Origin of the sequence: Streptomyces sp. NPDC020747 (assembly GCF_044334695.1) — a bacterium.
Classification (GTDB): domain Bacteria; phylum Actinomycetota; class Actinomycetes; order Streptomycetales; family Streptomycetaceae; genus Streptomyces.
In genome coordinates this window covers 165,731-189,901 of the sequence record NZ_JBIRTJ010000006.1, presented here as the reverse complement: position 1 = coordinate 189,901, position 24,171 = coordinate 165,731, and the positions used below count along the sequence as shown (strand labels likewise).

General features: G+C 69.6%; 20 protein-coding genes and 2 pseudogenes. 12 read left to right on the top strand and 10 right to left on the bottom strand.

What is annotated here, in order from left to right:
• Nucleotides 1–7: 7 nt before the first annotated feature.
• From ACH4YP_RS18275 to ACH4YP_RS18260, 4 genes are all read left to right on the top strand, one after another.
• Complete coding sequence (locus ACH4YP_RS18275; protein ID WP_398491165.1) at nucleotides 8–931, top strand: DUF3027 domain-containing protein; 924 nt, start codon at nucleotides 8–10, stop codon at nucleotides 929–931.
• A 422-nt stretch (nucleotides 932–1,353) separates the two neighbouring features.
• Nucleotides 1,354–4,509, top strand: coding sequence for a sacsin N-terminal ATP-binding-like domain-containing protein (locus ACH4YP_RS18270; protein WP_398491164.1), 3,156 nt, complete (start codon nucleotides 1,354–1,356; stop codon nucleotides 4,507–4,509).
• Between the two features lie 216 nt (nucleotides 4,510–4,725).
• On the top strand, nucleotides 4,726–5,505 hold the full coding sequence (locus ACH4YP_RS18265; protein ID WP_361057831.1) for a DUF5707 domain-containing protein: 780 nt from the start codon (nucleotides 4,726–4,728) through the stop codon (nucleotides 5,503–5,505).
• A gap of 209 nt (nucleotides 5,506–5,714) precedes the next feature.
• Nucleotides 5,715–6,641 carry a hypothetical protein gene (locus tag ACH4YP_RS18260; protein WP_398491163.1) on the top strand — a complete coding sequence of 309 codons (927 nt, stop codon included), beginning with the start codon at nucleotides 5,715–5,717 and terminating at the stop codon, nucleotides 6,639–6,641.
• 177 nt (nucleotides 6,642–6,818) lie between these two features.
• Here ACH4YP_RS18260 and ACH4YP_RS18255 read toward each other — a convergent pair whose 3' ends face one another.
• Both ACH4YP_RS18255 and ACH4YP_RS18250 read right to left on the bottom strand, forming a co-directional pair.
• Nucleotides 6,819–9,227, bottom strand: a complete 2,409-nt coding sequence (locus tag ACH4YP_RS18255; protein WP_398491162.1) for a cation-translocating P-type ATPase — start codon at nucleotides 9,225–9,227, stop codon at nucleotides 6,819–6,821.
• Nucleotides 9,228–9,338: 111 nt separating this feature from the next.
• Entirely contained in the window at nucleotides 9,339–9,620 is a 282-nt protein-coding gene (locus ACH4YP_RS18250; protein ID WP_361057825.1) for a DUF2530 domain-containing protein, read from the bottom strand.
• 201 nt (nucleotides 9,621–9,821) lie between these two features.
• Between ACH4YP_RS18250 and ACH4YP_RS18245 the strand changes: the two genes are divergently transcribed.
• A complete protein-coding gene (locus tag ACH4YP_RS18245; RefSeq protein ID WP_398491161.1) occupies nucleotides 9,822–11,273 on the top strand; it encodes an NCS2 family permease in 1,452 nt (483 codons plus the stop codon).
• 76 nt (nucleotides 11,274–11,349) lie between these two features.
• Here ACH4YP_RS18245 and ACH4YP_RS18240 read toward each other — a convergent pair whose 3' ends face one another.
• A complete protein-coding gene (locus tag ACH4YP_RS18240; RefSeq protein ID WP_055616674.1) occupies nucleotides 11,350–11,532 on the bottom strand; it encodes a hypothetical protein in 183 nt (60 codons plus the stop codon).
• Nucleotides 11,533–11,687: 155 nt separating this feature from the next.
• Here ACH4YP_RS18240 and ACH4YP_RS18235 point away from each other — a divergent pair, with 155 nt between their 5' ends.
• From ACH4YP_RS18235 to thpR, 3 genes are all read left to right on the top strand, one after another.
• Nucleotides 11,688–12,125: a MarR family winged helix-turn-helix transcriptional regulator gene (locus ACH4YP_RS18235; RefSeq protein WP_143639706.1), complete on the top strand. Its 438-nt coding sequence runs from the start codon at nucleotides 11,688–11,690 to the stop codon at nucleotides 12,123–12,125.
• A gap of 60 nt (nucleotides 12,126–12,185) precedes the next feature.
• Nucleotides 12,186–13,535, top strand: coding sequence for an MFS transporter (locus ACH4YP_RS18230; RefSeq protein WP_361057820.1), 1,350 nt, complete (start codon nucleotides 12,186–12,188; stop codon nucleotides 13,533–13,535).
• Nucleotides 13,536–13,599: 64 nt separating this feature from the next.
• Nucleotides 13,600–14,187: an RNA 2',3'-cyclic phosphodiesterase gene (gene thpR / locus ACH4YP_RS18225; protein ID WP_361057818.1), complete on the top strand. Its 588-nt coding sequence runs from the start codon at nucleotides 13,600–13,602 to the stop codon at nucleotides 14,185–14,187.
• Between the two features lie 296 nt (nucleotides 14,188–14,483).
• On the opposite strand, the gene ACH4YP_RS18220 is transcribed toward thpR, so the two are convergent.
• From ACH4YP_RS18220 to ACH4YP_RS18210, 3 genes are all read right to left on the bottom strand, one after another.
• The gene (locus ACH4YP_RS18220; protein ID WP_398491160.1) at nucleotides 14,484–15,476 is read right to left on the bottom strand and encodes an aldo/keto reductase; all 993 of its coding nucleotides are present in this window, start codon (nucleotides 15,474–15,476) and stop codon (nucleotides 14,484–14,486) included.
• A gap of 87 nt (nucleotides 15,477–15,563) precedes the next feature.
• Nucleotides 15,564–16,436, bottom strand: a complete 873-nt coding sequence (locus tag ACH4YP_RS18215) for an NAD(P)-binding domain-containing protein (protein WP_361057815.1) — start codon at nucleotides 16,434–16,436, stop codon at nucleotides 15,564–15,566.
• A 66-nt stretch (nucleotides 16,437–16,502) separates the two neighbouring features.
• Nucleotides 16,503–17,396: an NAD(P)-binding domain-containing protein gene (locus tag ACH4YP_RS18210; protein ID WP_361057813.1), complete on the bottom strand. Its 894-nt coding sequence runs from the start codon at nucleotides 17,394–17,396 to the stop codon at nucleotides 16,503–16,505.
• Between the two features lie 156 nt (nucleotides 17,397–17,552).
• Here ACH4YP_RS18210 and ACH4YP_RS18205 point away from each other — a divergent pair, with 156 nt between their 5' ends.
• Nucleotides 17,553–17,885 (top strand): winged helix-turn-helix transcriptional regulator, encoded by a 333-nt coding sequence (locus ACH4YP_RS18205; RefSeq protein WP_398491159.1) that lies wholly within the window; start codon nucleotides 17,553–17,555, stop codon nucleotides 17,883–17,885.
• On the opposite strand, the gene ACH4YP_RS18200 is transcribed toward ACH4YP_RS18205, so the two are convergent.
• On the bottom strand, nucleotides 17,811–18,650 hold the full coding sequence (locus ACH4YP_RS18200; protein WP_398491158.1) for a recombinase family protein: 840 nt from the start codon (nucleotides 18,648–18,650) through the stop codon (nucleotides 17,811–17,813). The genes ACH4YP_RS18205 and ACH4YP_RS18200 overlap by 75 nt on opposite strands.
• Nucleotides 18,651–18,842: 192 nt before the next feature.
• A complete protein-coding gene (locus ACH4YP_RS18195; protein ID WP_398491157.1) occupies nucleotides 18,843–19,799 on the bottom strand; it encodes an AraC family transcriptional regulator in 957 nt (318 codons plus the stop codon).
• 122 nt (nucleotides 19,800–19,921) lie between these two features.
• Here ACH4YP_RS18195 and ACH4YP_RS18190 point away from each other — a divergent pair, with 122 nt between their 5' ends.
• Entirely contained in the window at nucleotides 19,922–20,674 is a 753-nt protein-coding gene (locus ACH4YP_RS18190; RefSeq protein WP_354609174.1) for an SDR family oxidoreductase, read from the top strand.
• A 356-nt stretch (nucleotides 20,675–21,030) separates the two neighbouring features.
• On the opposite strand, the pseudogene ACH4YP_RS18185 reads toward ACH4YP_RS18190, so the two are convergent.
• Nucleotides 21,031–22,188: pseudogene (locus ACH4YP_RS18185) on the bottom strand (transposase).
• A gap of 96 nt (nucleotides 22,189–22,284) precedes the next feature.
• Between ACH4YP_RS18185 and ACH4YP_RS18180 the strand changes: the two are divergent.
• Nucleotides 22,285–22,548 (top strand): annotated as a pseudogene (locus ACH4YP_RS18180) (MFS transporter); the annotation flags it as partial.
• Nucleotides 22,549–22,615: 67 nt separating this feature from the next.
• Here the strand turns inward: ACH4YP_RS18180 and ACH4YP_RS18175 are convergent.
• A complete protein-coding gene (locus ACH4YP_RS18175; protein ID WP_361057807.1) occupies nucleotides 22,616–22,972 on the bottom strand; it encodes a MerR family transcriptional regulator in 357 nt (118 codons plus the stop codon).
• Between the two features lie 289 nt (nucleotides 22,973–23,261).
• On the opposite strand from ACH4YP_RS18175, the gene ACH4YP_RS18170 reads away from it, so the two are divergent.
• Nucleotides 23,262–24,170: an NADP-dependent oxidoreductase gene (locus ACH4YP_RS18170; protein ID WP_361057806.1), complete on the top strand. Its 909-nt coding sequence runs from the start codon at nucleotides 23,262–23,264 to the stop codon at nucleotides 24,168–24,170.
• Nucleotide 24,171: the final 1 nt, after the last annotated feature.

Here is a 24,171-nt window from a genome sequence, read left to right as displayed (position 1 = left end):
GATACCTGTGAGCGCGACAACGCGAAGCCGAACCCCCGACCGTCTGTGCGCCGAGGCCGTCGACCTCGCCCGGGCCGCCGCCGAGGAGGCCGCCGTACCAGGCGTCGTCGGCGAGCACGCGGGAATGGTCAGCGAAGGGGACCGCGTCGTCACGCACTTCTTCGAGTGCAAGGACCTGGGCTATCGCGGCTGGCGCTGGGCCGTGACCGTGGCCCGGGCCTCGCGGGCGAAGCTCGTCACCCTCGACGAGACGGTCCTGCTGCCGGGAGCGGACGCACTGCAGGCGCCCGAGTGGGTGCCGTGGAGCGAGCGGCTCCGGCCCGGGGACATGGGTCCGGGGGACCTGCTGCCCACGGACGCGGAGGATCTGCGCCTGGAGGCGGGGTTCTCCGGCGAGGACGAGCCCGCGCCGAACTCGCTGATCTCCGAGGAGATGGCCGAGCTCGTGGAGGCGGAGGACGCCGAGGTCACGGCCGGGACACCGGCCGCGCTGCCGGCCGTGCCGACCCGCGGGTCGATCGCCTCCGTCGCCGAGGAGCTCGGGATGCGGCGGGCGCGGGTGCTCTCGCGGTACGGGCTGCATGTCGCCGCCGACCGCTGGGAGGACTCGTACGGGCCCAAGACCGCGATGGCCCAGGCCGCTCCCGCCACGTGCGTCAGCTGTGGCTTCCTGAACCCCATCGGGGGCTCGCTCGGGCAGGCGTTCGGCCTGTGTGCGAACGAGTTCTCGCCGGCGGACGGGCGCGTGGTGTCGCTGTCGTACGGGTGCGGCGGTCACTCGGAGGCCGCGGTCATGCCCTCACCGCCGCGGCCGGCTCCGCCGGTGATCGACGAGACCCGGGTGGACCCGTTCCCCCTCCGCCCGTCCCCGGACTCGGGCTCCGTGTCCGTCGGCCCGGACGAATCCTCGGCGGACTTCGGCCACTCCTAGGCTGCCCTCTGGCTGCCGCCGGCTCGCTGTGATGTGCGGGTTGCCCGTGGCTGAGTGCGCCCACGCGGCGGAGCCGCACATGTCACAGCCCCGCGCCCCTGGGGTGGGTGGGTGTTCGGGTGGTGTGTCGGGTGCGGGTGCGTTTCGGCTGAGCGCGCAGTTCCCCGCGCCCCTAAAAGCAGGCGGTGCGGCCCGCGCCCCTTAGGGGCGCGGGGAACTGCGCGGGCAACACCCACTGCCCCGCGGTGAACCCAGGGCATCAGCCACTCACCCCCCCCCAGGGGCGCGGGGAACTGCCCGACCAACCCCACCCCCGTCGGCCAGGCATGCCTCCCGCCGAGCCCCCTGCAAGGGAACCCGCGGTACCTTCTTGCCGCGACCGAGCCACCGCGTGCGGCCGTACAACGTAAGGGAGAGTAACCGTGAGCAAGTTCGTGCGGCCGGCTGCCGAGGGCGCGGATCCGTTCGGGACGGCGAGGCTCCGGCGCGGGGTGCTGGACGCCTGGGCGACGAGTCCGGCGCGGTTCCGCGAGGACGCCAACGCCGAGGAGGACCTGGTCCTCGGCGGCTACCGGGACCGGCTGGTGGTCGAGCTCGCGCAGAACGCCGCCGACGCCGCCGCCCGGGCCGGAGTGCCGGGCCGGCTCCGCCTCACCCTCCGCGACGGCGTCCTCGTCGCCGCCAACACCGGCGCCCCGCTGGACGCGACGGGCGTCGAGTCCCTCTCCACACTGCGCGCCTCCGCCAAGCGGGACGAGAACGACAGCGCGGTCGGCCGCTTCGGCGTCGGCTTCGCGTCCGTGCTCGCGGTGACCGACGAACCCGCCCTCGTGGGGCGGCACGGAGGCGTCCGCTGGTCCCTCGTCGAGGCCCGCGAACTCGCCACCGACATCGCCCGCCACAGCCCCGGCCTCGGCGACGAACTGCGGCGCCGCGACGGTCATGTGCCGCTGCTCCGGCTGCCGTTCGCGGCCGAGGGCACCGCCCCGGACTCGTACGACAGCGTCGTGATCCTGCCGCTGCGGGACGCGGCGGCCGAGGATCTCGCCGAGCGGCTGCTCGGGGGAGTCGACGACGCGCTGCTGCTGGCCCTGCCCGGGCTTGCGGAAGTCGTCGTGGAGGCCGGGGACGGGAGCGTACGGACCGTCCGGCGCCGCGCCGACGCGGATACCGACGGCGATGTGGTCGTCGAGGACTCCCGCGACGGTACGACCCGCTGGCGTACCGTCTCCGCGCACGGCGCCCTGGAGCCCGCGCTGCTCGCCGACCGGCCCGTCGAGGAGCGGCTGCGCCCCCACTGGTCGGTCACCTGGGCCGTTCCGGTCGACGCCGACGGGACTCCGGGCAAGCCCCGCACCAGCCCCGTCGTGCACGCGCCCACGCCCAGTGACGAACCCCTCGGTGTGCCCGCGCTGCTCATCGCCTCGCTCCCGCTCGACACCACCCGCCGGCACGCCGCCCCCGGCCCGCTGACCGACTTCCTGATGCAGCGCGCGGCGGACGCGTACGCCGAACTGCTCGCCGACTGGCGGCCGGTGACCCCCGGGATCATCGGCCTCGTGCCGGGCTCGCTCGGCAAGGGCGAGCTCGACGGGACCCTGCGCCAGGCGATCCTCGACCGGCTGCCGCGTACCGCCTTCCTGCCGCCCGCGGTCGAGCCGACCGGCGATGACGATGATGACGAGGACTCCGGCCTTCCGGAGGCTCTGCGGCCCCGTGACGCCGAGGTGGTGGAGGGGGCGGGCGCCGAGACCGTGCAGGTCCTCGCCGAGGTGCTGCCCAGTCTGCTGCCCGCCGGGCTCGAACGGCGGGTGGAACTGCGGACGTTGGGCGTCGCGCGGGTACCGCTGACCGAGGCGATCGACCGGCTGGCCGGACTGGAGAAGGACCCGGCGTGGTGGCGGCGGTTCTACGACAGCCTCGCCGGCGTCGACCCGGACCGGCTCACGGGGCTCCCGGTGCCGCTCGCGGACGGGCGTACGACGATCGGGCCCCGGCAGGTCCTGCTGCCCGCCGCGGACGGTGAACGGGCCGCCCCGGAGGCCCTGGTGCGCCTCGCCCGCCTCGGTCTCAAGGTCGCCCACCCGGACGCCGCCCATCCGCTCCTGGAGAAGCTGGGCGCCCTGCCCGCCACCCCGCGGGCCGTCCTCACCACCCCGCAGGTCCGCGCGGCCGTCGCCGCCTCCCTCGACGACGACGGCGGTGCCTGGGACGAGGACGCCCCGGACGCCGAGGAGCTGGCCGACACCGTCCTCGCGCTCGTCCGCGACGCGGGCCTCGCACCCGGCGACGAACCCTGGCTCGGCGCCCTCGCCCTCCCCGACGAGGAGGGCGAACTCGCCCCCGCCGGCGAACTCGTCCTGCCCGGCAGCCCGTTCGCCCAGGTGATGCGCGAGGACGAACTCGCCTCCGTGGACGCCGAGTTGGCCGAGCGCTGGGGCGAACAGCCGCTCGCCGCCTGCGGGGTGCTGGCCAACTTCACCCTCGTACGTGCCACGGATGTCGTCCTCGATCCCGACGAACTGGAGCCGCGGGAAGGGGAGTTCGCCGAGCCCGACGACGCGGGGCTCCTCGACGCCGTGGACGTGTGGTGCGAGGACGTCCTCGACCGGCTGCCCGACTCGCCGGTGCCGCCCGTCGCCACGGAACTCGTCGCCGTACGCGACCTCGACCTGGTGGACGAGGACCGCTGGCCCGAGGCCCTCGCCCTGCTCTCCCGCCCGCCGCTGCGGGACGCCCTCACCCAGCCGGTCCGCCTCCTGCTGCCCGACGGGACGCACGAGATCGTCCGGCCGTACACCGCCTGGTGGCTGCGCGGGAACCCGGTCCTCGACGGCCGCCGCCCGGCCGGCCTGCGCGCCGAGGGCGGCGACCCGCTCCTGCACGGCCTGTACGACGCCGCCGACGCCACCGGCTTCAACGACGAGCAGGTCCTGCGGGCCCTCGGCGTCCGCACCTCCGTCGCCGCCCTCCTCGCCGAACCGGGCGGGGCCGCCGAGCTCCTCGACCGCCTCGCCGACCCCGACCGCGAGGTCACCTCGTCCCAACTGCACGCCCTCTACAGCGCGTTGGCCGACCTCGACCCCGAACAGGTCACCCTGCCCGACGAGTTGCGGGCCGTGGTGGACGGCCGGGTGACCGTCGTGGAAGCGGCCGACGCCATGGTCGTCGACTCGCCCGACCTGCTGCCCTTCACCGCCGGCACCCCGCTGCTCCCCGTCCGCCCGTCCCGCGCCGCCGACCTCGCCGAGCTGTTCCAGGTCCGGCGGCTGAGCGAGTCGGTCACCGGCGAGGTGACGAGCGAGGGCGTCGAACACGACGTCCCGGAGTCCGTACGGGTCCTGCTGGGCCCCTCCACCCCCACGACGTACGTCGAGCACGAGGAACTCTTCGTCGACGAGACCGAACTCGACTGGCGCCGCACCCGCGACGGCGTACTGCACGCCGCCACCGTGGAGGGCGTCGCCGCGGGCCTCGCCTGGGCGGCCGGACAGTGGCCACGCCGCTTCGAGGTCGGCGCGCTCCTGGAGGACCCGTCCAGGACGGAGGAACTGGCACGGGACCGCTGGTTCGACTGAGGGGCCTTGAAGGGCCCTTGGCCCCGGAGTTCGGCAGAGGCGCCCGGGGCCACTGATGTGATCTGGGCAACATAGGCACCAGAAGTTCACAACTCGTACAACCATTCGTTCCCTTCGTGGATCTGATCACCGCGAGCCCTCGGGCTCCGCAGTCTCAATGACCGGATCTCGCGTGACATGGCTTCGCCGCGAGGTCCCTCTCCACGTGGGGAACGCATGCGTATACGTGCCACCCTGGGCGTCGTCACCGGTGCCCTGGCCCTGTCCGTCCTCGCCGTACCGGCCGCTCAGGCCGACGACTCGGCGGGCGACACCAAGATCTCGAACGTCGTGGTCAACGGCGGCAAGGACGTCGTCGGCGGCGCGACCGGGAAGAAGACCTTCACGGTCAGCTTCACCGCCACGGACAACTCGGGCATCGACTGGGCCCAGGCGATCCTCTACCACGGCTCGGACATCGAGTCGTCCGACAGCGGCGCCGTCGCCAACAGCAGCGACGGCCGCGCCACCTGCACCGAGGTCAACGCCACGACCTCGACCTGCAAGTCGAGCTTCACCGTCGAGGCGGGCGAGAACCTGATCAACTCGGTGGCCGGCGGCTGGAAGGTCTGGGCGCTCGCCGCGGGCGTCGACGCCAACTATGTCCAGAAGGACAACGCCAAGGGCTTCAAGGTCAAGCGCGCCTCCAAGCTGACCGTCAACGCCTCGCCGGAGCCCGTGAAGAAGGGCAAGACCATCACGGTCAAGGGCAACCTGACCCGTGCCAACTGGGACACGGGCAAGTACGCGGGCTACACCGTGCAGTCGGTGAAGCTGCAGTTCAAGAAGAAGGGCACGACGACCTACAAGGACGTCAAGACGGTCAAGTCCGGTTCGGCCGGCGCCCTGAAGACCACCGTCAAGGCCTCGGTCGACGGCTACTTCCGCTACAACTTCGCGGGTACGACGACCACTCCGGCCGTCGCGGCCGCGGGTGACTTCATCGACGTGAAGTAGGCCCCTCGGGTCCGTAGGCAGGCCCCTCGGTTGTGTGGGGGTGAGTGGTGATGACGATCTTGGTCACGTGTACGCAAAAGATTCACCTCGCGTACAACCATTCACCCCCGTCACGCATCTGATCACTACGGGTCAACAGACTCTTGATCACTTCGGCCCCGACGTGAGGACGAATGCCGTCCGGGGCCCTTTCTCCATCAGGGGAACGCATGCGTATACGTGCCACCGTGGCCGCCGTCACCGGCGCCCTGGCTCTCTCCGCCTTCGCCGTTCCGGCCGCTCAGGCCGACGACTCCGCCATCTCGCGCGCGGACGTCGCGAAGGTGCTCGACTCCGCCCACGCCGCCGCCGGCAAGAACGGCGCCCGTATCGCCGCCGCGGACGACGCGCCGTACGCCCTCGACGCGAGCTTCTCGAACGTGAAGGTCAACGGCGGCAAGGCGATCGTCGCCGGCACCAGCAAGCACGTCACCGTCCCGACGACGTTCACGCTGACGCACGGCGCCGACGTCGACATCGCCGCCGACGACTTCGTCTTCGACCTGGAGATCTACCGCGGTTCCTACGACTCGCCGGACAACTACCTGTTCGGCGACCTCTACCCGACCTGCACGCCGGTCTCCACCACCGTCGCGTCCTGCAAGGGCACCATCGACGTCCGTCCGGGCGACGACGAGCTCATCAACTCCGACGCGGGCACGTGGAACGCCAACGCCTACGCCGTCGCCTTCAACGGCCAGGACCCGACCGCCGACGACTTCGACGTCACCAAGGTCGGTTACGCCGAGGTCGCCAAGGCCGGCACCACCAAAGTCCAGCGCTTCTCCAAGCTGACCGTCAACGCCTCGCCCGAGCCCGTGAAGAAGGGCAAGACCATCACGGTCAAGGGCAACCTGACGCGCGCCAACTGGGAGACCAACAAGTACGCGGGCTACACCGTCCAGTCGGTGAAGCTCCAGTTCAAGAAGAAGGGCACGTCCACCTACGCGGACGTCAAGACGGTCAAGTCCGGTTCGGCCGGCGCCCTGAAGACCACCGTCAAGGCTGCCGCCGACGGCTACTTCCGCTACAACTTCGCGGGCACGACGACCACTCCGGCCGTCAAGGCCGCGGGCGACTTCGTCGACGTGAAGTAACCCTCCCGCCTTGCCACCACTGGCCCCACGCCCTGACGGGTGTGGGGCCAGTGGCGTGGAGAGGAGGGAGTTGGCGGGGCTTTTGCCTTTAGGGGCGCGGGGAACTGCGCGGGCACCCCCCCACTCACCCGCACCCATAAGCCGGGCCTCACCAACCCCCCGCCCCAAGCGCCGCGCTCACGCGGGAAAGCGGCGGTCCACCCACCTCCACACGAACTCCAGTGACGCCGAAGCCACCACCGCGATACCGACGGCGGTCCACGGCATGGTCGTCCCGACCAGCTTCAGCGCGAAGAACTCCTGGAGCCACGGCACGACGAGCACGATGACGAACCCGAGCCCCATCGCGGCAACGAGCCCCACCCGCCACCACGTGTACGGCCGCGCGATGATCGCAAGGACCCACATCGCGATCAGGAACAGGGTCAGCGTCGCCGCACTGGTCTCCGCGTCCAACGCCCCGTCCCCCGTGTAGTGGTGACGGGCGATCAGATACGTGGCGAAGGTGGCGACCGCCGCGACGACCCCGCCCGGGATCGAGTACCGCATCACCCGCCGCACGAAGTGCGGGCGAGCCCGCTCCTTGTTGGGCGCCAGGGCCAGGAAGAACGCCGGCACCCCGATCGTCAGCGTCGACAACAGGGTCAAGTGGCGCGGCAGGAACGGGTACTCCACCTGCGAGCACACCACCATCACCGCGAGCAGCACCGAGTACACGGTCTTGACCAGGAACAGCGTCGCGACCCGGGTGATGTTCCCGATGACCCGCCGTCCCTCGGCGACGACGGACGGCAGGGTCGCGAAGCTGTTGTTCAGCAGCACGATCTGGGCGACGGCCCGGGTTGCCTCCGACCCGGACCCCATCGCGACCCCGATGTCGGCGTCCTTGAGGGCGAGCACGTCGTTGACGCCGTCGCCGGTCATCGCGACGGTGTGGCCGTTCGACTGGAGGGCGCCCACCATGTCCCGCTTCTGCTGCGGTGTGACGCGCCCGAACACCGTCCCCTCGTCCAGCGCCCTGGCCATCTCCTCCCGCTCGGTGGGCAGCCGCCGCGCGTCGACCGTCGCGGAGGCACCGGCCAGCCCGAGCTTGGCGGCGACCGCGCCGACCGACACCGCGTTGTCGCCGGAGATCACCTTGGCCCGTACGTCCTGCTCCTCGAAGTACCGCAGGGTGTCGGCCGCGTCGGGCCGCAGCCGCTGCTCCAGGACGACGAGCGCGGTCGGCCGGGCGCCCTCCTGGACCAGCGGGTCGTCGAGGTCCTTGTCGGCGCGGGCCAGCAGCAGCACCCGCAGCCCCTGCTCGTTGAGCTGCTCGGTCTCGGCGAGGGCCGGGTCCTCGGGCGGCAGCAGTACGTCCGGGGCGCCCAGCAGCCACGTACTCGACTCGCCGTCGCCCTCGCTGAAGGACGCCCCGCTGTACTTGCGCGCGGAGGAAAAAGGCAGCGCCTGGACGCAGCGCCAGTCCTTCTGGTCCGGGTAGGCGTCGATGATGGCCTGGAGCGAGGCGTTCGGCCGCGGGTCGGACTCCCCGAGGGCGCCCAGCACCTTCCGTACGTACGACTCGTCGGTGCCGCCCAGCGGACGCAGCTCGGTGACGTCCATGCCGCCCTCGGTCAGCGTGCCGGTCTTGTCGAGGCAGACCGTGTCGACGCGGGCGAGGCCCTCGATGGCCGGGAGTTCCTGGACGAGGCACTGTTTCCGGCCGAGCCGGATGACCCCGATCGCGAAGGCGACGGAGGTGAGGAGGACCAGCCCCTCCGGGACCATGGGCACGATGCCGCCGACGGCTCGGGCGATCGACGCCTTGAAGTCGTCGTTCTTGACGACGAGTTGGGTGATGGCCAGGCCGATCGCGGCCGGGATCATCATCCACGTCACGTACTTGAGGATCGTGGAGATACCGGTCCGCAGCTCGGAGTGGACGAGCGTGAAGCGGCTCGCCTCCTCGGCGAGCTGCACCGCGTACGCCTCGCGCCCCACCTTCGTCGCGGTGAACGCGCCGCCGCCCGCCACCACGAAGCTGCCCGACATCACCTGGTCGCCGGGCTGTTTGACGACCGGGTCGGCCTCGCCGGTGAGCAGCGACTCGTCGATCTCCAGACCGTCGGCCTCGACGCACTCGCCGTCCACGACGATCTTGTCGCCCGGCCCGATCTCGATCAGGTCCCCGAGCACGATCTCGGAGGTGCCGACCTCGGCGGCGGTCCCGTCCCTGCGGACGGTCGGCCGCGCCTCGCCGATCACCGCCAGCGAGTCCAGGGTCTTCTTCGCGCGCAGCTCCTGGATGATGCCGATCCCGGTGTTCGCGAGGATCACATAGCCGAACAGGCTGTCCTGGAACGGCGCGACGAACATCATGATCAGCCAGAGCACACCGATGATCGCGTTGAACCGGGTGAAGACGTTCGCCCGGACGATGTCGGCCGTGGAGCGACTGCTGCGCACGGGTACGTCGTTGACCTCGCCCCGCGCCACCCGTTCGGCGACCTCGGCCGCGGTGAGGCCCACCGCCCTCGGCGCGGGGGCGGGTATGGGATGGGGATGCACAGGGTCGAGTTCGGCGCCCGCGTCGATGTGCGTCATGCATCCGACGGTACGGCGGGACATACGGCTTCACCCGCCGAGTGCGGCAAAGATCCGACCAGGGGAGGACCCGGGATGATGCCGTGGTTGTACGGACCCGAGCGGAAGCCGCTACTCCGTGACCGGTCGCTCGGGCTGCGCGGCCTCGTCCCTCTTGATCGCCGCCTCACGGCCCCGCACGTACCAGATGCCGATCAGGCCGAGGCCCGCGCCGGCCAGACAGGTCCAGAGCCACCACAGGTGTCCGTGGTCGTCGAACCAGTTGTAGAAGGGCAGCTGTGCCAGGAAGAGGACGAACCAGAGGACCGTGCCACCGACGACGGTGGCGACCACGGGACCCTCCAGGGGTTCCGGCGCCTCGTGTTTCGGGGATCCCGAAAAAAACCCTGCCATGGGCACAGCTTACGAGGTGATCAGGACCATGCGCGGGCGGTCATGTCTACGCGCGGAGATAGCGTTCCTGATGACGTATGTTCATACTGAAACTGTTTCTTTCTGGCCACTTCTGTTCGTATGAAACTCCAAATCACGCAACTCCAAATCACGAAACGCCACCTGGGCATCGGGGATGTCCGCCGGCGATGAGGTCCCCGCATGCCCACCTCGGCCCCCGCCAAGGCCTCCGCGCCCAAGCAGCCGGACCCCCGGTCCGGCTCCGGCGCGCTCGACCGCTACTTCCGGATCTCGGAGCGCGACAGCACGCTGTCGCGCGAGATCCGCGGCGGTTTCGCCACCTTCTTCGCGATGGCCTACATCATCGTGCTGAACCCGATCATCCTGGGCAGCGCGAAGGACATGTACGGGCACCAGCTGGACAACGGCCAGCTGGTCACCGCGACCGTGCTGACGGCCGCGTTCACCACGCTCCTGATGGGCGTCATCGGCAACGTACCGATCGCGCTCGCCGCCGGTCTCGGCGTGAACACCGTCGTCGCGCTCCAGCTCGCGCCCCGGATGTCCTGGCCGGACGCCATGGGCATGGTGGTGCTCGCGGGGTTCGTGGTGATGCTGCTCGTCGCCACCGGTCTGCGTGAGCGCGTGATGAACGCCGTGCCGCTCGGCCTGCGCAAGGGCAACGCGATCGGCATCGGCCTGTTCATCATGCTGATCGGCCTGGTCGACTCGGGCTTCGTCTCGCGCATCCCGGACGCCGCCCACACGACCGTGCCGCTGCAGCTCGGCGGGACCGGTCACCTCGACGGCTGGCCCGTACTGGTCTTCGTGCTCGGCACGCTCCTCACGCTCGCGCTGATCGTGCGCAAGGTGCCGGGCGCGATCCTGATCTCGATCGTCGCCATGACCGTCGTCGCGCTCGTCATCAACGCCGTCGCCACGGTGCCCTCCTGGGGTCTGACCACCCCGAAGTGGCCCGGCAACCCGGTCGCCGGCCCCGACTTCGGGCTCGTCGGGCAGGTCAGCCTCTTCGGCGGCTTCGGCAAGGTCGGCGTACTGACCGGTGTGCTGTTCGTCTTCACGGTCCTGCTGTCGTGCTTCTTCGACGCGATGGGCACGATCATGGGCGTCGGCGACGAGGCGAAGCTGACCGACAAGGACGGCAACATGCCGGGCATCAGCAAGGTGCTCTTCGTCGACGGCATCGCGGTCGCCGCGGGCGGCGCCACCTCGTCCTCCGCGACCACCTGCTTCGTGGAGTCCACGGCGGGCGTCGGCGAGGGGGCGCGCACCGGTTTCGCGAACGTCGTTACCGGTGGGCTCTTCGGTGTCGCGCTCTTCCTGACCCCCGTCGCCACGATGGTCCCGTCCCAGGCCGCCACGCCCGCGCTGCTCGCGGTCGGCTTCCTGATCCTGTCCGGCTCGATCCGCCAGATCGACTGGAACGACCACACCATCGCGATCCCGGCGTTCGTGACGATGCTGATGATGCCGTTCACGTACTCGATCACGAACGGCATCGGCATGGGCTTCATCACGTTCGTCGTGCTGCGGCTGGCGGCCGGGCGCGGGCGGGACGTACCGGTCGCGATGTACGTGGTGTCGGCGGTGTTCGCCTTCTACTACCTGATGCCGGCGCTGGGCCTGACCTGAGCGCCGGCCCGGGCGCAGGGTCCGACCTGGGCCTCGGCCGGCTGCGGTCTCACGTGACCCCGTGGAACATTCGCGCTCACGTGACCCCGTAGAACTTTTCCGTCTCCTCGACCGCGGTCTGGAACCGCTCGTCGAAGTCGTCGCGAACGAGCGTCCGGACGACGTAGTCCTGGACGCTCATTCCCCTTTTCGCCGCATGGTGCCGGAGCCGATCGAGCAGCTCCCCGTCTATCCGCAGGCTGAGCACACTGGTCCCCATGCGGTCGAGGGTTGCCGTATCCGGCCCGTCGCCGGGTTACTTTCCGGAGTGATCTCACTCGTATGAGTGATGAAAGGCGTCAGTGGCCCGATTCACGGGCATCAGGCGTGCACTCGGGTGGTCTTTAGCGAGAGTAATGAGTTACTCTAAGGAACATGCCTGACCTGACCCATGGCGACGACGTTGCCGCCGTGAACTCCCTGCGATCCGCCGTGATGCGCCTGTCACGTCGACTCAAGCACCAGCGGGTCGACGAGTCGCTGAGCCCGACCGAGATGTCGGTGCTCGGCACCCTCGCCCGCTGCGGCACGGCCACCCCGGGCGAGCTCGCCCGCAAGGAGCATGTGCAGCCGCCCTCGATGACCCGCATCGTGGCGCTCCTCGAAGCCAAGGGCCTGGTCAAGCTGGAGCCGCATCCCGAGGACCGGCGCCAGAAGGTCGTCACACAGACCGAGCGGGCCGAGGCCATGCTCGACGAGAGCCGCCGCAAGCGGAACGCGTGGCTGGCCGGACTGGTCGAGGGCCTCGACGAGGACGACTGGGCGAAACTCCGCGAGGCCGCCCCCGTCCTGGAGAAGCTCGCGCATCTGTAACCGCGCGCACCCGCACGCCGCGCGCACCGAACCCACCCCCGTCCAAGGAGGCGAACGCCGTTGAGTACGGGACCCGGAGCAGACTCCGCCCCCGCACCTGCCGCCCACAACTCCCCGTCCGCTCCCAAGCCCCGCTCCTCGATGTTCAGCTCGCTGAAGATCAGGAACTACCGGCTGTTCTTCACCGGCCAGGTCGTCTCCAACACCGGCACCTGGATGCAGCGCATCGCCCAGGACTGGCTGGTGCTGAGCCTCACCGGTTCATCCGCCGCCGTCGGTTTCACCACGGCCCTGCAGTTCCTGCCGATGCTGCTCTTCGGTCTCTACGGCGGTGTCCTCGTGGACCGCCTCCCCAAGCGCCCGACACTGCTGGCCACCCAGACCGCCATGGGCCTCACCGGCCTCGCGCTCGCCTTCCTCACCATCTCCGGCCACGTCCAGGTCTGGCACGTATACGTCGCCGCCTTCGCCGTCGGCCTCGCCACGGTGATCGACAACCCGGCCCGGCAGTCCTTCGTCTCCGAGATGGTCGGCCCCGAGCAGCTGCAGAACGCGGTCAGCCTCAACTCCGCCAACTTCCAGTCCGCCCGCCTGGTCGGCCCCGCCGTCGCGGGCCTGCTGATCACGAGCGTGGGCACGGGCTGGGCGTTCCTGCTCAACGGACTGTCGTTCGTCGCGCCCATCGCCGGTCTGCTCCTGATGCGCTCCCGCGAGCTCAACCAGGTCGAGCGCACCCCGCGCGGCAAGGGCCAGCTCCGCGAGGGCCTGCGCTATGTCGCGGGCCGCCCGGACCTGATGTGGCCGATCATCCTCGTCGGCTTCATCGGCACCTTCGGCTTCAACTTCCCGGTCTGGCTCTCCGCCTACGCGGACGACGTCTTCCACGCCGGCGCCGGTGCGTACAGCCTCTTCAACACGCTGATGGCCGTCGGGTCGCTCGCGGGCGCGCTGCTCGCCGCCCGGCGTGGCACGGCCCGGGCGCGCGTGCTGGTCGCGGCGGCCGTCGCCTTCGGTGTCCTGGAGATCGTGGCCGCCCTGGCCCCGTCCTACTGGCTGTTCGCCCTGCTCATGATCCCGATCGGGATCGCCGGCCTGACCGTCAACGTCACGGCGAACACCGCGGTCCAGATGGGCACCGACCCGGCCATGCGCGGCCGCGTCATGGCCCTGTTCATGATGGTCTTCATGGGCGGTACGCCACTGGGGGCGCCCGTCGTCGGCTGGATCACCGACGCCTACGGCCCCCGGGTCGGCTTCGCCATCGGCGGAGTCGTCTCGGCCCTGGCCGCCATCACCGTCGGCCTGGCCCTGGCCCGTGTGGGCGGCCTGCGCCTGTCGGTGCGCTGGCACCACGGCCACCCACAGGTCCGCTTCGTACCGAGGGAGCGGGCGCTGGCCACCGCGGCGTAGACCTGTCGAGCAGTCATGGCGCGGGCCGTGTGCCCGGTGATCCGTTCCCTGGAAGGGTGACGCCATGAGACTCTTCGCCGCCGTGCTGCCCCCGGAGAACGTGACCGCCGAACTGGCCTCGGTGGTCGACGAGTTGAGGAACCTGCCCGGGGCCGGCCGCGGGCTGCGCTGGACGGGCCTGCCCGGCTGGCACTTCACGCTCGCGTTCTACGGAGAGGTCGACGACGAACTCGTACCGGAGCTGTCCGCCCGGCTGGAGCGGTCGGCGCGGCGGACGGACCCGTTCCCCCTGTCCCTGCGGGGCGGCGGCCGGTTCGGGGGCCGCGCGTTGTGGGCGGGCGCGGCGGGGGACGTACGTACGTTGCGGCTGCTCGCCGAGCGGGCGGGGGCGGCCGGGCGGAAGGCCGGGGTGGAGCGGGAGGAGCACCGGCGCTACCGGCCGCATCTCACGCTGGCGCGGAGCCGGGAGGAGGCCGACTTCACTCCGTACGTGGCCGTGCTCGACCGGTTCGAGGGGCGGGCGTGGACGGTCGGCGAGCTGTGCCTGATGCGGAGCCGGCTGCCCGCCTCGGGGGTGCCGGGGGAGCAGCCGCGGTATGAGGTGCACGGGCGGTGGCCCCTCGGCGGACCGCCCGACGGGTCCCTCGCCTGACCTCTCGCCCGACCCCTCGCCGGGGTGGCTGAGGGAGGGGCGGTTAGGCTCGGTGGCGTGGACCCGAAGACGCGTAACCGGATCATGGCCGGTGTTCTTGTGCTGATGTTCGTTGTGGTGGCGATGGCGGCGGCCGTCGGTAGGTGACCGGCCGCCGCTGCCGTTGAGCTCCGGCGGGTTGCGCGGCTGCGGCGCCGTCGTGGCTGGTTGCGCCCACGATGGGGGTCCCCCCGCTCGAGCGAAGCCGAGAGTGGGGGAGGAGCCGCATATGTCACAGCCCCGCGCCCCTTACGGTGCTACCAGGCGAAGGCCTCCGGGGACGGGCCCGGGCCCGGGAAGATCTCGTCGAGGCCGGTCAGTACGTCCTCGCTCAGTTCCAGTTCGACGGCCCTGAGGGCGGAGTCCAGTTGTTCGGCCGTGCGCGGGCCGACGATCGGGCCGGTGACGCCGGGGCGGGTGAGGAGCCAGGCCAGGGCCGCCTCGCCGGGCTCGATGCCGTGCTTGTCGAGCAGGTCCTCGTACGACTGGATCTGCGCGCGGACGGCGGTGTCGGCGAGGGCGTCGGCGGCCCGGCCGCTCGCCCGGCGCCCGCCCTGGATCTCCTTCTTGATGACACCGCCGAGCAGGCCGCCGTGCAGCGGGGACCACGGGATGACACCGAGCCCGTACTCCTGCGCGGCCGGGATGACCTCCATCTCGGCGCGGCGCTCGGCGAGGTTGTAGAGGCACTGCTCGCTGACGAGCCCGATGGTGCCGCCGCGCCGGTCGGCGATCTCGTTGGCCTGGGCGATCTTGTAGCCGGGGAAGTTGGAGGACCCGACGTAGAGGATCTTGCCCTGCTGTACGAGTACGTCGATGGCCTGCCAGATCTCCTCGAAGGGAGTGCGGCGGTCGATGTGATGGAACTGGTAGACGTCGATGTAGTCGGTCTGGAGCCGCTTCAGGCTCGCGTCGACCGCGCGGCGGATGTTGAGCGCGGAGAGCTTGTCGTGGTTGGGCCAGGCGTCGCCCTCGGCGGCCATGTTCCCGTACACCTTGGTGGCGAGCACGACCTTGTCGCGCCGCTCGCCGCCCTTGGCGAACCAGTTCCCGATGATCTCTTCGGTACGGCCCTTGTTCTCGCCCCAGCCGTACACGTTGGCGGTGTCGAAGTAGTTGATCCCCGCGTCCAGCGCCGCGTCCATGATCGCGTGGCTGTCGGCCTCGTCGGTCTGCGGACCGAAGTTCATCGTCCCGAGTACGAGTCGGCTGACCTTGAGTCCTGTGCGTCCCAGCTGCGTGTACTTCATGGCTCATAGCCAACGTCGTGGAGTGCGCTCTAGGCAACACCACTTCATGGTGTTGACCGGGCCTGCGCCACTGACGGCGCGAAGCGGCTACACGGCGGCCTTCTTCAGGACCTCGATCAAGCTGGTCGCGCTGTTGTCGGCATGGCCGGCTGCCGTGCCCCGCCGGAATATCTCCAGGACCGCCGTCGGCAGCAAGGTGTCGACCCCCGCACTCCTGGCGGTCTGCAGGACATGGTCGACGCTCGCCACACCCATGGCGAGCCTTTCGATGTCGCCCGGGTACTCACCCTTGTCGATCCGCTGTGAGTAGAAGGCCAGGAAGTCCGGCATCCCGGCCAGGACGGATGACGCGGACGGCAGGATCTCCTCGGCCGAGACGCCGTGGGCATCGGCCAGCGCGAGGGCGTGCAGCCAGCCGAGCACCGTCGTCCAGAACAGGTCCATCCCGACCTGGTAGTACACCGCCGCCAGCCCTGGGTCCTCGCCGCGGTAGTCCGTGCCGGTAAGCACCTCCAGGGCCTCCCGGTGCGCGTCGAAGACCTCCTTGGGCCCGCTGTAGAAGGTGGAGAACCCGGGCTGCCCGATGCCCGGGGGTGAAGCCTGCACACCTCCGGTGAGGTACCGGGCACCGTGTCCTGACGCCCACCGCGCGGCGCTGCGGGCACTCTCCGGCGTGTCCGAGCCGAGGTTGACGAGGACCCGGCCGGACAGTGCCTCGGTGGCCGGCTCAAGGACGGCGTACATCGCGTGGTGGTCCGTCAGGCTGAGGATCACCAGTTCGCTCGCGGCGAGCGCGTCGTGGACCGTGGCGGCCCGGTCGGCTCCGGCGTCCGCCAACTCGTCCGCCCTGCCCGCGGTCCGGTTCCAGACGGTGACCCGGTAGCCCCTGTCGAGAAACGCGCTCGACATCGCCCGTCCCATCGGCCCGAGCCCGATGACGGTTACAGCGTGCTTGCTCATGACACTCCTCGGCATCGCACCAAAGCCTGAACGTCCTTCCGGGTGAGGTCTGAACGTGACGTTCCCTCACCGAACGACCTGTGCCGGCTTTCTGAGTACTTCGGTCAGGGCCGAGATGCTGTGGTCGCCGTGACCCGCCGCAGCCGCCCGCTCCACCAGGTCGTGCAGCGGAGCGAGCCAGGCCATGTCGACGTTCGTCTCCTTGGCCAGTTCCATGTCGTGGGCGGCGCCCGCGAGGAAGAGATTCACGGAGGAGGCGGCATCGGTGTAGTCACCGCTGTCGATTTCCGTGGCGTAGACCGGCAGCAGAGACTTGATCATGTCCAGCCACTTCCCGGCGAATCGCACCATGCTGCTCGCCTCCAGCCCGCGAACCCGAACGGCCGCGGCCCCCTGGAAGAAACCGACGAGCGCGGGCAGCAGCATGGCGCCCACGGCCATCTCGTACAGGGCGGCGAGGTCGGTCTCGTCTCCGAGATGGACGGTGTCGCCGCCCAGTACCTTCAGCGTCGTCTCGTACTCGGCGAACACCGTCTTGTCTCCGCTGTAGTACAGCAGCGTGTCCGGCGCTCCCACGGCCTCCGGCACGTTCTTGACCGCTCCGGCCAGAAACCGGACGCCATGGCCGGTCGCCCAGGCAGCCGTGGCGCGGGCGCCGGCGGGCGAACCGCTGTTCAAGGTGACAAGGGCACGCCCGGACAGCGCAGCCGCAGCCGGCTCCAGGGCGGAGCGAGTGTCTTCGAAGGTGGTCAGGCACGTGATGACCAGCGGGCTCGCCTCGACCGCGGCCTCCACCGACCGGGCGTGGACGGCACCCTTGGCCACCAGCGGAGCGGCCTTGGCCGGTGTGCGGTTCCACACCGTTGTCGGGTGCCCCGCGTCGGCGAACGCTCCGGCCAGCGCCCGGCCCATCGACCCCAGCCCGACGACGGTCACGGGTGTGGGGGCAATTTTGGTCATGGGTAACTCCAGTCAGCGGTCGGGTGGTTGAGCAGCCACGCAATCGCCGATCGGTGCGTCGGGCGCGGCTCCCGTTCCATTCTGGAAGCCCACATACATTTGATCAAGTACCTACAATTCTGTTCGGTACCCACACTTTTGTCAGTAGGAGTGCTGATGACCAAGCGGACCTATGTCTGCGGGCTCGACGCCGCCATCGCCGTCATGGGCGGTAAGTGGAAGGGGCTGATCCTGTTTTCGCTCGGTGAGGAGGGGGCGCTGCGTTTCGGAGAGTTGAGGCGGACGGTGTCCGGCATCAGCGAAAGGATGCTGATCCTTCAACTCCGGGAGATGGAGGCCAGCGGCCTGGTGCACCGGGAGGTCCACCACCAGGTTCCGCCCAAGGTGGAGTACTCGCTCACCGATTTCGGCAGCTCACTCAACACCGCACTCGCACCGCTCGGGGAGTGGGGCGAGGACCATATGGAGCGCATCCAGGCCATCCCCTGACTGCTGGACGTCGGAGTCGTCCTCGCCCGCGATGTGGGGTGCCGGTAAGAATGCTGTCACCAGCCGTAAACGGCAGTGATCAGTCCTCGGACCTGGTGGGTTGGGGCAGTTCCGGCGTGCTCGTCGCCTCAGCGAGTGCGAGGCGACCGCCCTTCGGCTCGGGCACGTAGTCGTAGATCGTGTTCGTGGAGACGCCGAGGAGCTTTGCGATCGAGGTGACGGTGTTCTCCGGGCGAGCAGGTCGCGGGCGTGACGTACTTGTTCCTCCGTCATCGCCGGCGGGCGGCCGAGTCGGGCGCCGCGGGCGCGGGCGGCGTCCAGGCCCTCGTTGGTGCCCTGCACGATGAGTTCGCGGATGAACTCCGCGAGCGCCGCGAACACGTGGAAGACCAGGCGCCCGCCGGGCATGGTCGTGTCGAGTGCCTCGTGCAGCGAGGTGAAGCCGATGCCGCGCTTGCGCAGGCCGGACACGATCGCGATGAGGTCCTGGATGGAACGGCCGAGCCGGTCCAGTGACGGGACGACGAGGGTGTCGCCCTCGCGCAGGTAGTCGAGGGCCTTCCACAGTTCCTCGCGTTCGGCGTTCTTGCCGGACTTCTTGTCGGAGAAGATCCGGATGCAGCCCGCTGTGTTGAGTGCGTGGATCTGCCGGTCGAGCAACTGCCCCTTGGTGGACACGCGTGCGTATCCCACGAGGCTGCCGGTCCGTACGGCCGGAACGGGAGCGAGGAGATCGGCGGTGTCGTCGTCCTGGGGTGGCTGCACCCGCCAGATCGTAGAGAAAAAGGTGCTCCTCAAGTTCTTGAGCACATCGACTTTCTGACACCGTTTTATGGGCATGATCCGGCGCCGATCCGGCCGCGCACCATCGCTTACCGATCTTGCTCATCAATCGGTCGATAGGTGAGCGCCGCGCGAACGAGCCGTGTGTTCGCGAACATGCGCGACGCCTTTCGGTCACCCGTGCGCTTGTACGACCTTCGGGTTGTCGGTCCCAGTGCTACTCATCCGGAATTGTTTGGGTGAGGAGCCGACCACGCGACGGAATGCGCTGCTGAACGCGCTCTCGGATTTGTAGCCGATCATGAACGCGAGTTCGGAGATCGTTCGCGTGCCATGACTCAGGGCGTCGCGGGCGAGGCTCATTCTCCACTGGATCAGATAGTCCAGCGGGGTGGTTCCGACCCGGCCCTTGAAGGATGAGGCGAACGCGGAACGTGACATGTGGCTGATAGCGGCCAGCTCTTTGAGTGTCCAGGGGTGTGCTGCGTCGGTGTGCATGGCGCGAAGGGCTGCACCGATACCGTCGTCGTTGAGCGCTCCCAGCCAGCCGGTGGGCTGATCGGCCTGTTCGGCGTGGGCGCGCAGCATGTGGACGAACAGGACCTGTGCGAGGTGGTTCAGGACGAGAGAGCTGCCGGCGGCGGCGGTCCTGGTCTCGGAGACCAGGAGCTCGCTGAGATGTGCCAGGAGCCTGCCGCGGGGATCTGCGGCACGGACAAGCACGAGCAGCGGTAGGACTTGGGTCAGGACTGGGGTCTTCGTGTCCTCGAACGAGAAGTGCCCGCCGCAGAGGTACGTGTCTTCCTCGGCCTCCGGGCCGATGCGTACGACACCGTCCTTGGCGCTCCCCCACAGCGGCTTCGCGGGGCGCGATGGTGCGGTGACTGTGCTGGCCAGGACGTAAGGCGGGGGGTTGCCCAGCAGGTAGAAGTCGCCCTCTTCCAGCAGAACGGGCTTGTGCCCGTCAAGGGTCAGCCAGCATGCGCCGCGCGCGACGACACCAAGCTTGACATGCGAGGACTGATCGAAGCGCAGCGCCCACGGCCCTGCCGCATGAAGACCGGGGTCGATCACGGTGCGAGGGCGCAGAAGACCGATGGCGTCGGCGATCGGATCGCTGGAGCCGAGCACGCCCACCTCCCTTCTGGACGATACGTAAAGAAACAAGGACTACACATGATGCACCGTACCGGGGTGTTCCTGAAGGATGGCTATCGAAGCAGGTCAACACAGAGGGATATGGAGACACTTACATGGGACAGCTTGAGGGCAGGACGGCTGTGGTCACCGGCGGCAGCACCGGAATCGGTCTGGCCACCGCCGCACGTCTGGCAGACGAGGGCGCGCACGTGTTCATCACAGGCCGGCGCAAGACCGAGTTGGACGCCGCCATCGAGACCATCGGAGCATCCAGGGCCACCGCGGTGGCCGGCGACATCTCCGAGGCAGCCGACCTGGACCGGCTCTACGACGCGGTCCGGGCCCGGGGACAGGGACTGGACGTGCTCGTCGCGAACGCGGCGGTCGGTACGTTCGTCACGCTGGAACAGACCACCGAAGACCACTTCGACCAGACCTTCGGAGTCAACGTCCGGGGCACTGTGTTCACCGTGCAGAAGGCGCTCCCGCTGCTCAATGACGGCGCCTCGGTCATCCTGACCTCCTCCACAGCCGCCGACAACGGCATGGAGGCGTTCGGTGCGTACGCGGCGTCCAAGGCCGCCGTCCGGTCATTCGCGCGGACATGGTCCAACGAACTCAAAGGCCGGGGCATCAGGGTCAACGCAGTGTCGCCGGGTGGGGTGGAAACTCCCGGACTCGCCAACATTCTCGGCGGCGAGGAGACACTGTCCGCTGTCAAGGAGAATGTCGCCGCGACCGTGGCCAAGGGCCGCATAGGGCGTCCTGAGGAGGTCGCCGCAGTGGTGGCGTTCCTGGCTTCCGGACAGAGCAGCTACATCGTCGGCGCGAACATCTACGTCGACGGCGGGCAGAACCAGATCTGAGAACTTGATTTCGATTCTTGCTGATCGGTGAGAAACGCCAAGCCTTTGAGCTGCTTCTTCTTCGTTCTTCACGCTCTTGACGCGCGGCGGCGGGGGCAGGGAGGCAGGAAGGGGGGACGGACGGGGTCGGGCGGGGCGGTGTCGGACGCCTGCCTGAGCTAGGTGATCTGTGAGGAACGGTGGTCGTCAATGACTCCGAGATGATGCGCTGGTGCCGGATCAGTCGGTCGTCCACGCGCCTGATCCGCAGTTCGACGGGAAGCCGTGGCTGACCGCATGTTCGCGCGAGCACCTGGCTGAGCTGGTCGAACAGTGCAAACGGCGCCCGTTCGTAGACGCCGAGCTGGTGGCCCGTGTCACCGGCACCGCGTCGGTGGCGGGACTGGACAGCCCTTACGCGTCCGCACCTTCCTCGGCCGGCTCCTCATCGCCCGCTGTACGAGGGCTGGGCACCTTGACCGCGGTGAGGTTGAGGCGGCGGCCATGTCGAGGGTGACCTCGTCGTACGGGCGCACATGGGACCAGAACAGGGGGGTCAGGCCGCGCCGGTCGGCGGGCGTGAGGAGGTCCGCCCACTCCGGCTCGTTCAAGACGTCCTGGAGCATCAGGGTGTTCACGTAGACCAGGACCGATTGCGGAATCCGCAGGCACAGCACGAACATCTCCTGCTCGTCGCGCCGGTTCGAGGCGATCTCCCCGCCCTTGCCTTAGGCGATCACGGAGTTCGCACCGTTGGAGGACTCCATGACGTTCAGGCCCTCCTCGATCTCCCGCTGTAGGTCCCTCAGCCGCAGGTACCGGGCCACGAAGATGGTCTTCTGCGCGCGGCCGACCTCCAGCATCGCCGCGTAGGTGGGATGGGAGGCGTTGCGGGTGAAGCGCCGCAGGATCGCCTCGGTGGACGCCGTCCTGGTTCGGATCGCGGTCGCGTACTTGATCATCTGGTCGTACTGCTGGGTGATGAGTTCCCAGCGGATCGGGCGGGTCAGCGCCGGAGTCGGCTGCGGGTAGGCGTCCGGCTCGCCGGCCACCGGCCGGTACAGCTTCACCTTGTTGATCCGCTTGATACGCGGCAGCAGGTCGAAGTTCAGCAGCCGCGTGATGCCGAACCCGATTTCCGACTGGCCATGCGAATCGGTGTAGTTGGCTTCCAGGTCCATGGTGGTGCCGTGCCCCATCGCGCCCTCGATCATCGCGGCCACCTCGGAGGCGGTGCAGTTGATCAGCTGGGAGTGAATGGCCAGGGACTTCTTCTCGACGTGCCAGTAGATGAGCACTCCGCGGCCGCCGTAGCGCGAGTGCCACTCCGTGAAGAGGTTCTGGTCGTAGGCACGGACATGGGCGGAGTCGGAGGCGACCGCGGTCGAGCCCTGGCCCCACAGCTCTGTGCTGCGGGCGGCGAAGGTGGCGTTCGCGATCTGGACGGCGATGGCGCGGGCTGCCTCCGCCGACAGGTAGCGGCGGCGTACGTAGCGCAGTTCGTCCTCGGTGTGGCCGTGGCCGCCGGACGCCACGGCCTTGATCCCGGTGTTCGTACCGTACGCGTAGGTCAGCTGCCGCGTACCTGGCCGGGATCTGCCTGCGGTCCATCCTCGGCGTTCCCCGTCCTGCGGGCCGCGCTGCTCGTGTGCTACTTCTCCATCGCCGCCGGTTTGCTCCTGCTGCTGCCCACCACCATCACAGGCGGAATCGGCTGGTACGTCGCACCCACCGCGGTCGCGGGCCTCGGCTATGGCATTTCCTTCGCTGTCGTCGCCGACACCGCCGTTGCCGCAGTCCCTCCCGAGCGCGCCGGATCCGCAGGCGCGATCGCGGAGACCAGCAACGAGATCGGCAATGCTCTCGGCATCGCGTTGCTTGATACGCCTGGGGCTTCCCGTGGCCGGCCGGTGCCCGGTAGATGCCGGACACGTCGGGGCCCCACCCCTCGCGACGGGTCGATCAGTCCTGCGGCACGTTCGCCGCGGTCACGTTCTCGATCACGCGGCCGAGTTTGGTCTTGGCCCGGGTCAGGTCCTGGATGCGTGCGGCGATGCGGTCGTGTTCGATGATGAGCTGGTCGAGCATGGCGGGGGTCGCGACGCCGGTGCTCACGCACGGCAGGAGTTCGACGACGGTACGGCTGGAGAGGCCGGCCGCGAAGAGGTCCTGGATGAGCTGGACCCGCTCCAGGGCTTCGTCGGGATACTCACGCTGCCCACCGGACGTCCGCGCCGATTCCAGGAGCCGCTGTTCCTCGTAGTAGCGCAGGGCCCGCACACTGACCCCTGACCGCCTGGCGAGCTGTCCGATGCGCATGACGCAGGTCACTCACTTCCCGCTCGTACCTCACGTTCACGTCAGGTTAAGGCTAGCAATGCCGGCTCCGGGGGCAGCCCTGGGGGTCGCCCGAACCGTTGCCGGCGCCGAGATCGATCATGACCTGGCAGCGGTCACCCCCGCCCGCTCGGCAACCTCGCCCACCCGCGCCCGCCCTCCTCCGGCCGGGCGGCAATTGCGACTTGCACCTCACGTCAACGTCAGGTTCTAGGGTGACGAGCATCGGATGAACACGTCATTCCGGCCCGTCAAAGTAAGGCAGACCATCATGCGCGCAGCCCGGTTCCACGAATACGGCGGAGCGGAGATCCTCGTGGTCGAGCAGGCCCCCGACCCCCACCCCGGACCCGGTGAGATTCGTATCCGCGTCGCGGCGGCCGGCGTCAATCCCATCGACTGGAAACTGCGCTCCGGCGCCCTGCACCAGATCTTCCCCCTGGACCTGCCCGGCATTCCCGGGCGCGACGGCGCCGGTGTGGTCGACGAGATCGGCGACGGGGTGCAGGGGGTGAGCATCGGCGACCGGGTCTTCGGGCTGGGCGGCGTCACCGGCGCGACCGCGGAGCTGCTCATCCTTTCGGCCTGGGCGCGCACCCCCGCCACGTGGAGCGACGAGCAGGCCGCGGGCGCCGGTCTCGCGTCAGTGACCGCGATAGGCGGACTGAACGCGCTCGGCCCCCTCGCGGGGCGCACCCTCCTCGTCGAGGGCGCCGCCGGAGGCGTGGGCAGCGCGGCGGTCGAGATCGCCGTGGCCCAAGGTGCTGCCACCGTGATCGGGACAGCCGGCGAACGCAACCACGAGTTCCTCACCTCTCTCGGCGCCGTTCCCACCACCTACGGCCCCGGCCTCGCGCAGCGCCTCACCACCCTCGCTCCGCACGGCGTCGACATCGTGCTCGACACCGCGGCCTCCGGCTCCCTGGACGACCTCGTCGCGATCGCGGGCGACCCGAAGCGCGTCGTGACGGTCGCCGACCACGAGGGCGGGCAGCGCCTGGGCACGCATGTGGCCCACGCGGTGAACGACTCCGCTCTCCTGTCCGCGGCCGCGGAACTGGGCGGGCAGGGCCGCTACACACCCCGTATCGAACAGGCCTATCCCCTGGAGCGGATCGCCGACGCCCACGCGCACGCCGAGCGCGGACGCACCCGAGGAAAGATCGTGATCTGCATCTGAA

Coding starts and splice junctions, on each gene's coding strand:
- ACH4YP_RS18265 (WP_361057831.1), top strand. CDS start 4,726: ATGCGTATACGTGCCACCCTGGGCGTCGTCACCGGTGCCCTGGCCCTG.
- ACH4YP_RS18235 (WP_143639706.1), top strand. CDS start 11,688: ATGCCTGACCTGACCCATGGCGACGACGTTGCCGCCGTGAACTCCCTG.
- ACH4YP_RS18210 (WP_361057813.1), bottom strand. CDS start 17,396: ATGACCAAAATTGCCCCCACACCCGTGACCGTCGTCGGGCTGGGGTCG.
- ACH4YP_RS18220 (WP_398491160.1), bottom strand. CDS start 15,476: ATGAAGTACACGCAGCTGGGACGCACAGGACTCAAGGTCAGCCGACTC.
- ACH4YP_RS18240 (WP_055616674.1), bottom strand. CDS start 11,532: ATGGGGACCAGTGTGCTCAGCCTGCGGATAGACGGGGAGCTGCTCGAT.
- thpR (WP_361057818.1), top strand. CDS start 13,600: ATGAGACTCTTCGCCGCCGTGCTGCCCCCGGAGAACGTGACCGCCGAA.
- ACH4YP_RS18190 (WP_354609174.1), top strand. CDS start 19,922: ATGGGACAGCTTGAGGGCAGGACGGCTGTGGTCACCGGCGGCAGCACC.
- ACH4YP_RS18175 (WP_361057807.1), bottom strand. CDS start 22,972: ATGCGCATCGGACAGCTCGCCAGGCGGTCAGGGGTCAGTGTGCGGGCC.
- ACH4YP_RS18170 (WP_361057806.1), top strand. CDS start 23,262: ATGCGCGCAGCCCGGTTCCACGAATACGGCGGAGCGGAGATCCTCGTG.
- ACH4YP_RS18215 (WP_361057815.1), bottom strand. CDS start 16,436: ATGAGCAAGCACGCTGTAACCGTCATCGGGCTCGGGCCGATGGGACGG.
- ACH4YP_RS18255 (WP_398491162.1), bottom strand. CDS start 9,227: ATGACGCACATCGACGCGGGCGCCGAACTCGACCCTGTGCATCCCCAT.
- ACH4YP_RS18245 (WP_398491161.1), top strand. CDS start 9,822: ATGCCCACCTCGGCCCCCGCCAAGGCCTCCGCGCCCAAGCAGCCGGAC.
- ACH4YP_RS18205 (WP_398491159.1), top strand. CDS start 17,553: ATGACCAAGCGGACCTATGTCTGCGGGCTCGACGCCGCCATCGCCGTC.
- ACH4YP_RS18250 (WP_361057825.1), bottom strand. CDS start 9,620: ATGGCAGGGTTTTTTTCGGGATCCCCGAAACACGAGGCGCCGGAACCC.
- ACH4YP_RS18260 (WP_398491163.1), top strand. CDS start 5,715: ATGCGTATACGTGCCACCGTGGCCGCCGTCACCGGCGCCCTGGCTCTC.